Source organism: Flavobacterium sp. MMLR14_040 (genome assembly GCF_033657265.1).
Taxonomy (GTDB): Bacteria; Bacteroidota; Bacteroidia; order Flavobacteriales; family Flavobacteriaceae; genus Flavobacterium.
The window spans coordinates 158,170-171,249 of the sequence record NZ_JAWVWO010000005.1 but is presented as its reverse complement, the minus strand read 5'-3'; the positions used below and the strand labels follow the sequence as shown (position 1 = coordinate 171,249).

The 13,080-nt window shown below is 33.8% G+C and carries 11 protein-coding genes; 4 read left to right on the top strand and 7 right to left on the bottom strand.

Annotation, left to right across the window (positions count from 1 at the left end; genetic code table 11):
- Window positions 1–14: 14 nt before the first annotated feature.
- Together SD960_RS09285 and SD960_RS09280 are read right to left on the bottom strand one after the other, a co-directional pair.
- Window positions 15–458 carry a nucleoside deaminase gene (locus SD960_RS09285; protein WP_042566300.1) on the bottom strand — a complete coding sequence of 148 codons (444 nt, stop codon included), beginning with the start codon at window positions 456–458 and terminating at the stop codon, window positions 15–17.
- 79 nt (window positions 459–537) lie between these two features.
- A complete protein-coding gene (locus tag SD960_RS09280) occupies window positions 538–1,647 on the bottom strand; it encodes a Fic family protein (RefSeq protein WP_318802411.1) in 1,110 nt (369 codons plus the stop codon).
- Window positions 1,648–1,829: 182 nt separating this feature from the next.
- Between SD960_RS09280 and SD960_RS09275 the strand changes: the two genes are divergently transcribed.
- Window positions 1,830–3,617: a 1-deoxy-D-xylulose-5-phosphate synthase gene (locus tag SD960_RS09275; protein ID WP_318802410.1), complete on the top strand. Its 1,788-nt coding sequence runs from the start codon at window positions 1,830–1,832 to the stop codon at window positions 3,615–3,617.
- A 39-nt stretch (window positions 3,618–3,656) separates the two neighbouring features.
- Entirely contained in the window at window positions 3,657–4,658 is a 1,002-nt protein-coding gene (locus SD960_RS09270) for a DUF3078 domain-containing protein (RefSeq protein ID WP_318802408.1), read from the top strand.
- Here the strand turns inward: SD960_RS09270 and SD960_RS09265 are convergent, their stop codons facing one another.
- Window positions 4,659–6,005 carry a deoxyguanosinetriphosphate triphosphohydrolase gene (locus SD960_RS09265; RefSeq protein ID WP_318802407.1) on the bottom strand — a complete coding sequence of 449 codons (1,347 nt, stop codon included), beginning with the start codon at window positions 6,003–6,005 and terminating at the stop codon, window positions 4,659–4,661.
- Between the two features lie 85 nt (window positions 6,006–6,090).
- Window positions 6,091–6,552 carry an Lrp/AsnC family transcriptional regulator gene (locus tag SD960_RS09260; RefSeq protein WP_042566180.1) on the bottom strand — a complete coding sequence of 154 codons (462 nt, stop codon included), beginning with the start codon at window positions 6,550–6,552 and terminating at the stop codon, window positions 6,091–6,093.
- 157 nt (window positions 6,553–6,709) lie between these two features.
- Here SD960_RS09260 and metE point away from each other — a divergent pair, with 157 nt between their 5' ends.
- Complete coding sequence (gene metE, locus SD960_RS09255; RefSeq protein WP_318802406.1) at window positions 6,710–9,031, top strand: 5-methyltetrahydropteroyltriglutamate--homocysteine S-methyltransferase; 2,322 nt, start codon at window positions 6,710–6,712, stop codon at window positions 9,029–9,031.
- 331 nt (window positions 9,032–9,362) lie between these two features.
- On the opposite strand, the gene SD960_RS09250 is transcribed toward metE, so the two are convergent.
- Both SD960_RS09250 and SD960_RS09245 read right to left on the bottom strand, forming a co-directional pair.
- The gene (locus tag SD960_RS09250; protein ID WP_318802405.1) at window positions 9,363–9,941 is read right to left on the bottom strand and encodes an outer membrane beta-barrel protein; all 579 of its coding nucleotides are present in this window, start codon (window positions 9,939–9,941) and stop codon (window positions 9,363–9,365) included.
- A 162-nt stretch (window positions 9,942–10,103) separates the two neighbouring features.
- Window positions 10,104–10,682 carry an outer membrane beta-barrel protein gene (locus SD960_RS09245; protein WP_042566177.1) on the bottom strand — a complete coding sequence of 193 codons (579 nt, stop codon included), beginning with the start codon at window positions 10,680–10,682 and terminating at the stop codon, window positions 10,104–10,106.
- 146 nt (window positions 10,683–10,828) lie between these two features.
- Between SD960_RS09245 and gldA the strand changes: the two genes are divergently transcribed.
- Window positions 10,829–11,725, top strand: a complete 897-nt coding sequence (gene gldA / locus SD960_RS09240) for a gliding motility-associated ABC transporter ATP-binding subunit GldA (RefSeq protein ID WP_318802404.1) — start codon at window positions 10,829–10,831, stop codon at window positions 11,723–11,725.
- A 478-nt stretch (window positions 11,726–12,203) separates the two neighbouring features.
- On the opposite strand, the gene SD960_RS09235 is transcribed toward gldA, so the two are convergent.
- Entirely contained in the window at window positions 12,204–13,058 is an 855-nt protein-coding gene (locus tag SD960_RS09235; RefSeq protein ID WP_318802403.1) for an alpha/beta hydrolase, read from the bottom strand.
- Between the last annotated feature and the right edge of the window lie 22 nt (window positions 13,059–13,080).

Below are 13,080 nucleotides of genomic sequence, written 5' to 3'. Positions count from 1 at the left end.
TATCATCAAAAATATTATTTACGTCTTTCCATAAAAAAACGCTTCATTAATTCAGCCGCTTCATTGGCCATAACTCCAGAAACAACAGTTGTTTTTGGGTGCAGTTTTGTTCCCATTACCATAAAACCTCGTTGTTCATCGCGCGCTCCAAAAACGATTTTTGAAATCTGACTCCAATACAAAGCTCCTGCACACATTTGGCAAGGTTCGAGTGTAACATATAAAGTGCAATCTTTAAGATATTTCCCGCCCAGAAAATTTGCGGCCGCAGTTATGGATTGCATTTCGGCATGAGCCGTAACATCATTTAATAACTCTGTCAGATTATGACTTCTTGCAATTACTTTATCAGCCACAACAATGATGGCACCAACAGGAATTTCGCCTTTTTCGTAGGCCATTTCAGCTTCCTGCAAAGCTTTTTTCATAAAGTATTCGTCGGTAAAAGGATTTATCATAATTGCAAAAATAGGGTTTTGAAAATAATTTTTCTAGATTTAAGCGTTAGAAAAATATTGACAAATCGTTAGGTTTTAATTATTCTTTTGCTGACAAATTCAAATCATAAGATCGGTTTCTACCTTCTCCTCTTGGTTTTAAAACACCTTTTTCAGTCAAATCCTGCAAATCTCTTGTTGCGGTTGCTCTGGAAGTTTTAGTAATTGAAATATACTTTATCGCCGTCATTCCTCCTGTAAAACCAGAAATGCCGTTCTCAAACATTTTCAAAACAACCTTTGTCTGTCTTTCATTCATTACATCTTTAAACTGATCTATGAATTTGCTTTTTGTTAATGTAAAAAGAACAATTTGTTTTGCATTTTTTTGAGATTCCAAAATCAAATTAGAAAAGTAAAAAATCCAATCTGTAATTTCGAGAGTTCGCTGTGCCGCTTTTAGTGATTGGTAATATGCTTTTTTATTCTGTTCAATGGTACTTGAAATACTCATTAAAACAGGACGGTTTAACGATTCTGAAAGACACTTTTCTGCAATAGCTCTGCCAATTCTTCCATTTCCATCTTCAAAAGGATGTATGCTTTCAAAATACAAATGAGAAATAGCCGTTTTAATCAATGCTTTTTTAATATCGCTTTTTACTTCAAAATCATGGTACCATTTAATGAATATCTTCATTTCCGCAGGAACCTGATTTGATGGCGGAGCTTCAAAATGAACAATTTCCTTATTGTAATTACCCGAAATAATTTGCATAGGTTCTTCTCCACTTCTATATTCGCCCGGAGTAACGTTTTTAGAATGTTCCATCAGGATAGAATGCCATTCTTTTATTTTCAACTCCGTTAATTTATCAGAATAAGAATTTCGAACCATTACCATTAGTTTGCCAATTCCCTGCGCATTTTTATCTCTGATCTGACTTAAATTCTCACTAATTCCTAAATTCTTTTTTATGGAAGAAGTAATATCTTTTCTGCTAAAAAATTCACCTTCAATTTCAGAAGTTTTTATCGCTTCTGAAATCATAAACTGTAAAATAGTTTCTTGCTGAATTACTGTGGATAAAGAATCAACAAGCCCTTTTAATTCTCCAGTTTCAAATGCAAATTCAATACATAATGAATCTATTACAGAATCATCATATATAAATTTTTCCCAATCTGGTAGTTGCCAATTATATTTCATGAGGCAATTAATTTTATTAATCGCCTCAAATATAATGATTTTTTGAGGCAATTAATTCTGTTAATCGCCTCATTTTTTCAATAAAATGATTTTATTAGATTTAAAATACCAAATAAATTTATCATCCACATTCAAAAACACTATTTTAAATTTAAAACCGTAAATTTGTCTTTTACTCTACAATGAAAAGCGATTTACTTTCAAACATAAACAACCCAGCCGATTTACGTCTTTTACAAGAGACGCAATTACCTCAAATTGCTCAGGAATTGCGTCAGTTTATTATTGATGTTGTTTCTGTAAAAGAAGGGCATTTGGGCGCAAGTTTAGGTGTAATTGAATTGACAATTGCCTTGCATTATGTTTTTAACACACCGGAGGATTTATTGGTTTGGGATGTTGGGCATCAGGCGTATGGACATAAAATCCTGACTGAAAGACGAGAAAGTTTTCATACCAACAGACAAATAGGCGGAATTTCCGGTTTTCCTAAAAGAGGTGAAAGTGTTTACGATACTTTTGGCGTTGGACATTCTTCAACATCAATTTCTGCGGCACTCGGAATGGCGATTGCCTCTCAACTAAAAGGCGATTTCAACAAACAGCATATTGCAATTATTGGTGACGCTTCTATCGCTTCAGGAATGGCTTTTGAAGGCTTGAACCACGCCGGAGTAACAGACGCTAATATTCTCGTTATTTTAAACGACAACGCAATCGGAATTGATCCAAGCGTTGGGGCTTTAAAAAAATACCTCACAGCGGTAAAAAACGGGAAAAATCCGAAGCAGAATAACATGATCAAATCTTTGAATTTTGATTACTCCGGACCAATTGATGGTCATGATCTGCCAACTTTAATCAAAGAATTAAACCGTTTAAAAAAAATAAAAGGCCCTAAATTCCTTCATATTGTCACGACAAAAGGAAAAGGTTTACAGCAAGCCGAAGAAAATCAGGTGAAATATCATGCGCCTGGAAAATTTGATGCTTTAACCGGAGAAATTTATTTGAAATATGAAGATAATCTTCCTCCAAAATATCAGGATGTTTTTGGTTTAACTCTTCTGGATTTGGCCAAAAAAAATGAAAAAATTATCGGAATCACACCCGCAATGCCATCCGGAAGTTCTTTGAAGTTCATGATGGATGAAATTCCCGAACGTGCTTTTGATGTTGGTATTGCAGAGCAGCACGCTGTTACGCTTGCCGCCGGAATGGCAACTCAGGGCATGATTGTGTATTGCAATATTTATTCGACTTTTTTACAGCGTGCCTACGATCAGGTTATTCATGATGTTGCCTTACAGGATTTGCCTGTCATTTTTTGTCTGGACAGAGCAGGTTTGGTTGGCGAAGACGGAGCAACTCACCATGGTGTTTTTGATATTGCTTATTTAAGATCGATCCCGAATATGATAATTTATGCGCCAATTAATGAAATTGCGCTTCAAAACATTTTATATACAGTTCAATTTGGGTTAAAACATCCGATTGCAATTCGATATCCACGCGGACGAGGTGTTATTTCGAATTGGGAAGTAGAAAATTTCGGACAATACGAAAATATTAAAATTGGCGAAGGAAATTGCCTAAAAAGCGGTACAGAAATAGCTGTTTTATCAACTGGAACAATTGGTAATAATGTGATTGCTGCCCTAAACGAATGCGGAAATCCAAAAACCATTGCCCATTACGACCTTTCTTTCATTAAACCATTAGACAACAATATATTACATTATATTTTTGAGCACTTCAAAACTATTATTACGATTGAAGACGGTGTAATAAATGGAGGTTTTGGCAGTGCAATTCTTGAATTTGCAGCAGCGAATAACTATACAAATAAAATACAAATTCTGGGCGTTCCTGATGTATTTATTGAGCATGGAACTGTCTTACAATTACAACAATTATGCAAAATTGACGTTAAAAGTTTAGCAAATCTTTTTTCTAACCGTTCAAAATAATTATTTTGCGCAGTCAAAAAAAAATCAAAAGTTAACCTAATGAAATTATTTCGATTCACCATCTTATTATTCCTTTTTAGTTTTTCAGTTACGACATCTGCTCAAATTATTCGAACTACGCTAGATCCTGCCCAATTACCAAAAATTCCTTCAAACTGGACAAAGAAAAACCAAATAGGTTTTGATATTTCAGAAATTGCATTTGTTAACTGGAGCGCAGGGGGAACAAGTTCTATCTCTGGTTTATTTAAAGGTGAATTTGGAAGAACTTATGCCAAAGGAAATCATAAATGGGTGAATGAACTTATTGTAAAATATGGTTTAAATAAACAAGATGGTACTGAATTGAGAAAAACGGATGATGCTGTTCAGTTAAACTCTACTTACGGATTTAGAAAAGACACTTTATCAAACTGGTATTATTCTGCCAAGTTTAATTTTAACACACAATTTACAGACGGATACAATTATCCTAATAGGGATATTGCAATCTCTAAACCATTTGCACCGGCCTACATCTTTTTAGGAGCTGGAGCTGAGAATTCAAACAAACAAAAAGACAGAACGTTTTATTTCTCTCCAATCACGTTAAAAACTACTTTGGTATTAGATCAATATTTAGCAAATCAAGGTTCTTTTGGTGTTAAAAAAGCCGTTTATATAACTGATCCTAATGACCCTGCAAGTCAAATTTTAGTTGAAGAAGGACAAAAAGTAAAAGCCGAATTTGGTATTTTATTCACCGGATATATGAAAAACGAAATTTATAAAAACGTTTTTTATGAAAACAGGCTAAGTTTATATACCGATTATCTGAACAAATTTGGAAATGTCGACATTGATTACGACACCCGTATAGACCTTGTAGTTAATGCCTATGTAAAAGCAAACATTGGACTTCATTTAGTTTATGATGATGACATCAAAACCAAAATAGATGTTGTAGATCCGGTAACAGGAACAACAAGTCAGGTTAATGACGGGCCAAGAGCTCAGCTACGACAAGTTCTGGGTGTAGGTCTTGTATATGCTTTTCAGTAATTAATTATTTTTTCTTCCGTTAATAGTTTCGAATAATTCTAAAGCATTTCCATCTGTCAACAGAGAAACAAAATGACAAATATGAAGCAAACGTTCGTATAAGTTAGTTTTATCTAAATGATGCTTTTCCGGCAGCATTTTTAAAATTAAATTATCATAATTGGATGCCTTTCCTTGATATTTGTTATTAAAAGCTGTTATAAATTTATCCAGCAAGGTTTGAATAATTTGATAACCTACAATTTCCTTTTCAATTACTTCACGGCTTTGATAGATTTTCTCAACACTTAATTTGATAATATCATCCATTTGAGCTTTGTATTTGCTTTTATCTGTTAAAGCAAAAGGAAATTTCCCGGCCAGGATTGCTTCTTCATTTTCAATAAAAACATCAACCGCGTCGTTTATTAAAGCTCCAATTGCCAGAGCTCTTAAATAACTAATGCGATCCTCTTTGGTCTCTAACATTTTATATTTTGAAACGCCAATATTGTCTTTTACCAGTTTTATTAAATATTCTAAAGCAAAATCTTCAGAGACTAAACCAAGATTTATTCCATCTTCAAAATCAATAATTGTGTAGCAAATATCGTCTGCTGCTTCTACCAAATAGGCTAGAGGATGTCTTTCGAAACCAATATCCTCGCCCTCTTTGTTGGCAATCATTCCCATATCCTGAGCTACTTCTTCAAAAAATGATTTATCAGTCTGGAAGAAACCGTATTTTTTATCGGCAATATTGTTTGTTGGTTTTTTAGGAAGGCTTTCTTTTGGATATTTCATAAAAGCGCCTAAAGTGGCATAAGAAATTCTAAGTCCGCCCTCAATTCCAGGGCGACTGGCGGTAAGGACAGAAAATCCATTGGCATTTCCTTCAAAATCAATCAAATCCTGCCATTGTTTTGCCGTTAGTTTATCTTTATGTTTTAGTCCGTTTCCTATTGAAAAATATTCTCCAATAGCTTTTTCACCAGAATGACCAAAAGGAGGATTTCCTATATCATGCGCCAAAGATGCCGCCGCTACAATGGCACCAAAATCATTCATATGGTAACCATGAATATCTTTTAAATCAGGATATTTTTCGATGATTTTTTTCCCCACCAAACGTCCTAAAGAGCGTCCTACAACTGAAACTTCTAAACTGTGTGTCAATCTCGTGTGTACGAAATCTGTTTTTGAAAGCGGAATAACCTGTGTTTTATCCTGCAAAGATCTAAAGGCTGACGAAAATATAATTCGGTCATAATCTACCTCAAATCCTAAACGGGTATCATCTTGTTCTACACGTAATCTTTTGTTGGTATCGCCTTGGCGTTTGAGTGATAAAAGTTGTTCCCAGTTCATTATTCAATTTTAGATTTGTGATTTTAGATTGTAGATTGTGGATCTAAATGTCAAAAATACATTTTATTTTATGATTTTATAGCGATTAAAACTCTAAAGCCGTACTATGTTTAATTTCTCCCATGACAAAAATACTATTGGTATTTCCAATATTTTCTATGGTTGATAATTTATTCATGACAAAATCCTGATAACTAGCCATATCCTGAACAAGTATCTTTAGCATAAAATCGTAGTCTCCGGCAATATTATAACATTCTATAATTTCAGGAAGTGCCACAATATCTTTCACAAAATTACTTCCTACATTTTTTGCGTGCTCTTTTAGGCGAACATTACAGAAAACCGTCATGCCGCGATTCATTTTTTTCTTATCTAATAAAGCTACATATTTAGTAATATATCCGTCGCGTTCCAGCCTTTTTATACGTTCATAAACCGGCGTTACCGTCAGAAATAATTTACTGGCGAGGTCTTTTGTATTAATATTGGAGTTTTCCTGCAGGTGTTTCAGTATCAATAAATCGGTTTTATCTAAGTTTTCCATAGTAATTTTTACTGCTAAAGTTCTTTTAAACACATTACCTCAGTAATATAATCTTATAAAAATGCTTTTTAAAAGACAATTTACTTAAATAATAACCAAATATAAGCATTAAAACCTAAAACAATAAATTTGTTCAGTAAAAAATACTGAAACAAAAATGAAAACAAATAATTTAGGTTACCCACGAATTGGCAGCAACAGAGAACTCAAAAAAGCCAGCGAATTGTACTGGGCAGGAAAAATTTCGGCTGAAGAACTTATCGATGCCGGAAAAGAAATTCGCCTTAACAACTGGAAATTACAAGCCGAAGCCGGAGTAGATTTAATTCCGTCTAATGATTTTTCGTTTTACGATCAGGTGCTTGATTTAACCTTGGCTTTGGGTGCCATTCCGGAGCGTTATCATGAATTTGCCAAAACCAATTCTTCTATTGATTTGTATTTTGCAATGGCAAGAGGCGCACAAAAAAACGGGCAAGATGTTGTGGCGATGGAAATGACAAAATGGTTTGATACCAATTACCATTATATTGTTCCTGAATTTACAAAAAACCAAAAATTTGAATTGTTTTCAGAAAAAATAATCAATGAATTTAAGGAAGCAAAAGATTTAGGAATTGCTACAAAACCAGTTTTAATTGGGCCAATTTCTTATTTACTTTTAGGAAAAGAAAAAGAAGAAGGTTTTCACCGAATTGATCTTATTGACAAATTGCTTCCGGTTTACTTTGAAATTTTCGAAAAATTACAAGCAGAAAATGTAGCTTATATTCAGCTTGACGAGCCTTTCTTAGCTTTAAATTTAACGGATAAAGAAAGAAACACTTTTACAGAAGTTTATAATGAAATCAATATTCGTTTTCCAAAAATAAAAATCATTCTGGCAAACTATTTTGATTGTTTTGGCGAAAATCTGGAAACTGCATTGGCTTTGCCTGTTGATACTTTTCATTTAGATTTGGTACGCTGTCCTTTACAATTGAATGACATTTTAGAATCAGGAAAATTAAACGCTACTGTAAATCTTTCATTGGGAGTTGTTGACGGTAGAAATATCTGGAAAAATGATTTCAAAAAATCGTTGGAATTAATCAAAAAAGCGACTGATGCTTTGGGAGAAAACAGAATATTAGTTGCTCCGTCTTGTTCTTTAATTCACAGCCCGTGTGATTTAGATTTAGAAACGAATGATGCAACACTTACGCCTGAAATCAAACAATGGCTTGCTTTTGCCAAACAAAAAATTAACGAAATTGTATTATTGAAACAATTTGCTTCGAATGAAATTTCTATTGAAAGTTCAGAAGATTTTAAACAAAATACAATTGCGAATGAAAACCGTAAAACTTCAAAGTTAATTCACAATAATGAAGTTAAATCTCGTGTAGCCAACATTACAGTTTCTGATGATAAACGCAAAAGTACATTTGCAACAAGAAGAAAAAGTCAGATTGAAGCTTTAAATCTTCCATTATTCCCTACAACAACTATTGGATCTTTTCCTCAAACAGCAGAAGTGAGAAGCTGGAGAGCAAAATTCAAAAAAGGAGAATTAACTACAGAGCAATACAATGATTTAATCGAAAAAGAAACCGAAGCTACGATTCGTTTTCAGGAAGAAACCGGAATCGATGTTCTAGTTCATGGTGAATTTGAACGTAATGATATGGTAGAATATTTTGGCGAACAATTGTCTGGTTTTACTTTCACAAAAAACGGTTGGGTTCAAAGTTACGGAAGCCGCTGCGTGAAACCTCCGGTAATTTATGGTGATGTTTCAAGACCAAACCCTATGACAGTAAAATGGTCGAAATATGCACAATCTTTGACTCCAAAATGGGTAAAAGGAATGCTTACCGGGCCTGTAACGATCTTGCAATGGTCGTTTGTCCGTAACGATCAGCCGCGTTCTGAAACTTGTACACAAATAGCTTTAGCAATTCGTGACGAAGTTGTAGATCTTGAAAAAGCGGGAATCAAAATTATTCAAATTGATGAACCTGCGATTCGCGAAGGTTTGCCTTTGAGAAAAGAAGAATGGGCAAACTATTTAGAATGGGCTGTAAAAGCGTTTAGAATTTCGGCAAGTGGTGTAAATGATGATACTCAAATTCATACACATATGTGTTACAGCGAATTTAATGATATTATCCAAAATATTGCCGATATGGATGCCGATGTTATTACAATAGAATGTTCGCGTTCGCAGATGGAACTTTTAGATGCTTTTGCCAACTTTAAATATCCTAACGAAATCGGGCCGGGAGTTTATGATATTCACTCGCCACGTGTTCCTTCGAGTCAGGAAATGGTAAAATTACTAGAAAAAGCTTCGGCTGTAATTCCGATAGATCAATTATGGGTAAATCCCGATTGTGGTTTAAAAACACGCCATTGGGATGAAACCAAAAAAGCTTTAATCGAAATGGTTGCCGCTGCTCAGGAAATGAGAGCCGCTGTTGAAAGTCCAGTTAATTAATACTTTTTATTTTTAATATATTTTTGTTTTTTAATGTCAACAAAGTGAGGCTGAAAATCTGTAGTTATGATTTTTCGGCTTCACTTTGATTGGCATTTTTGTTTTTAAAATATAAATAAGTTATAGTGAATTTTTGAAGCAGAAATTTATGTTTTCAAAACACCCTTATGTCCCGCTATCCGCTATATCTTTTATGGCGAACCCCGCCACAAAAGGATATCGCTTCTATCGGGGCTAAATGAGAATTTTTAGTTTTTAAAGACTTCACATAAAAAGCAAAAAGCATCCGCCAACGCGGATGCTTTCTTCAAAATTGAATATAATTCATATATTAAAAGTTTTTAGAAACTCCAATATTAACTGTTTTTCCAAAATTGAAATAGAATTTACTCACATCAGTATTACTAGCGTCATAGCTTAATGTTTCGTATCCTAAACCACCAATACTGAAATTTAAGCCAAAACCTTTTTTCATATTGATAAAAAGTGCTGGGGTTATTCCTGTATAAATACCGTCTGCTTTTTGTGTTGTAGTAATTGTACCGTCATCCGTTTTTGTTTTCTGATTTTGAAAACCAGCCCCAAGATCAGCAAATACAGAAAAAGTCTCGCTTAACGGAACTGAATAACGTACAAATACACCGTATTTGTAAGCATTAAATTTACCTTCTCCTTCTCCACTATTAGTTTTTGAAGACTGGATCATAAATTCAGCACCTACTGTCCAGTTATCATGAAACTGATAACCCACTTTTGGAGAAAACTCAAAGGTATTTGTTTTCACTTCTGCTAGTGGTCGATCAATATTTTCAGAAGAATAACCAATGTTTCCTCCAACTAAAATTGTTCCCTTTTGGGCATTTGCAAAGCTAAACATAGCCAATGCAAGAATAAGTAGCATTTTTTTCATAGGTAAGATTTATTAAGATTTTACATAGCCTAAACAAGAAAAATACCACGATTTCATTCTAACAGATTTCTTAACAATTTGTTTAAAATCGAACACATAAAACATCTTAAAACAAAAAAGCATCCGCCACGGCGGATGCTTTCATTTAATATAACCTTAATATTAGAAGTTTTTAGAAACTCCAATATTAAATGTTTTACCAAAATTAAAATCGAAGTTTTTGTATTCTGGTCCGTTGTTTTCGTAGTTTATTGTACCGTAGTTTAATCCACCAATGTTGAAGTTTAAACCAAAACCTTTTTTCATATCGATAAAAAGAGCTGGTGTTACACCAACATACATACCGTCACCTTTAGCAGTTGAAGTAAGTGGTCCAGCATAAGTTTTGTCTTTTTCAGCTTGGTAACCTAATCCTAATTCTGCAAAGAATGAGAAAGTTGGATTCAATGGCATTGTGTAACGTAAAAATGCACCTAATTTAGTAGTGTTAAATCTATCTTCGTTAACTCCTTGTTTTGTTTTAGAAGAACCAAAAGAAGCCTCACCTCCTACAGTCCAACTTTCGTGAAATTGGTAACCCACTTTTGGAGAAAAATCAAATTCATTGTTTTTTACTTCGTTATTACCAAGAGTTCTAGTTTCTGAAGAATATCCAATACTTCCACCAACTAAGATTGTCCCTTTTTGTGCATTTGCAAAGCTAACTACAGCTAATGCAACGATAACTAACATTTTTTTCATTTTGTGATATTTTAAAATTTAATAACCCTTTAACAATAACGATGCCGTAGCTACTAAACGTTAAGATTTTTTTATGACTTCTTAAAAAAACAAAAATGTAGTAAACGAGGTTATTTCTGTTTACTTTTGTAGCAAATAAATACTCCATGTCGATAGAAGTAAACAACATATCAAAAAGTTACGGAACGCAAAAAGCGCTTAATGAAATTTCTTTTAAAATTGAGAAAGGAGAAATCGTAGGATTCTTAGGACCAAACGGCGCAGGAAAATCTACGTTAATGAAAATCCTAACTACTTATTTACTTGCCGATAATGGCTCTGCTCTTGTAAATGGTCATGATGTCATGACAAATACAAAGGCAGTCCAGCTTTCTATTGGGTATTTACCGGAGCACAATCCGTTGTATTTGGATTTGTATGTTCGTGAGTATTTGGCTTTTAATGCCGATGTTTATCATGTTGCCAAATCAAGAATTGAAGAAGTAATTCAACTGACAGGACTGACACCCGAAAGCCATAAAAAAATAAGTCAGCTCTCTAAAGGGTACCGTCAGCGCGTGGGACTTGCGAACGCATTATTGCACAATCCGGATGTTTTAATTCTGGACGAACCAACTACAGGTCTGGATCCTAATCAGTTAATGGAGATTCGTAATGTTATTAAAAATGTTGGGAAAGATAAAACAGTTTTTTTATCAACTCATATTATGCAGGAAGTAGAAGCTATTTGCGATCGTGTCATTATTATTGACAAAGGACAAATTGTGGCTGATAAAAAATTAGATCATTTAATTTCTGAAAATAAAGAACAAGTTATCGAGGTAGAATTTGATTATCAGATTCAGGAACAGCTTTTAGCAAAGCTGGAAAATATCACCTCATATAGAAACATTCATGATATGACCTGGGAATTAACGTTTGTTGCAGAAAAAGATATGCGCCCAGCTATTTTTGATTTTGCCAACGAAAACGGTTTAAAAACATTACAACTAAACCAGAAAAATAAAAATCTTGAAGCTGTTTTTAGAGAGATTACTAAGTAGTTTTCAGTTTCAGTTTCAGTTTTACATAAGAAGAGCTCGTTTAAATTATTAAACGAGCTCTTTTTTTATTTCATTAAATTCTTCAGATAAATTGTAAATAACAATGAAAGCAAAATTGCTGAAAGCCTTAAACTATTTTTCAGAAAAACTCCATTAATAGGTACTGATTGCAAATTCGATTTTGCTTTAAAGAAAAAGTCAATTAGTTTCTTTGAATCCAGTACAACCAAATAGAAAACACCAATTGTTAACAATACAGATTGCAATAGCGCACCGGCATTCATCTGATAAAAGACATTAATCAAGGTTAAATTCAGAGAGAAAACAGAATTGTTGACCCCATTAACAAGGTTCGTCTAAATAATAACATATAGCCGCCAATAATTTGAATCAGCGCGATTATAATTCCAAAAGCGTGTGAATATCCAAAATAATACCAATTGGAGCGTTCATCGTATCAAAATTACTTTTACCAAAATCATTTCACAAAATAATTATTATCTTCAAACCAATCTGCCAATCGTTGTGGCCAGGTTTTTAATGAATTTGTTTTCGCTCTTTTTCCCATGTTAAATGCATGACCTCCTTTTGAATACAAATGCATTTCTACCGGAACATTTGCTTTTCGATATCCATTAAGCAATTCAATTATAGGACCCGAACAGCAGGAATCATCGTTTGCTGCCAATAAAAAAGCAGGTGGCGCATCAGCCTTAATTTCTTTCGGAATAAATAATGGCCCGGGATAAATCAATATTTGAAAATTGGGCTGTGAGTCTATTTTATCAATTAAATCGGTGGTGTTTTCCAGAACATTATTTGCGTTATAAGCAATTAAAGCAACTACTTCTCCTCCCGCTGAAAATCCCATTGCACCAATTCGGTTAGCGTCAATTTTAAAATCAGCTGCTCTGCTTCTTATTATCCGCATCGCTCTTTCAGCATCCTGCTTCACATGAGTTTCAAGTTTGTACGGTGAATCTTTTGCTCTTGTCAAACGATATTTTAAAACAAAGGCGGTTATCCCAATACTATTTAAATATATAGCGGCATCTTTTCCTTCAGAATTAAAAACCAAATTTTCATGTCCGCCTCCAGGACAAATAAGTACCGCCATTCCATTAGGTTTTTCAGGAAAATAAGCCATTACCGAAGGATTATGAATATTCCTTACCCACCAATCCTGGGCTTGTTCCGGTTCATCTTTACGATCTTCAAAACCAGGAGCACCGTTTTCCCAGAGATTAATTTTAGTCCCATTTTGTTGTGAGAATCCCTGATTAGAAAAAACGAAGACAAATAGATAAAGGAAAAATTTAAATTCTGATCTCATTTTAATTCATTTAAACTGATTT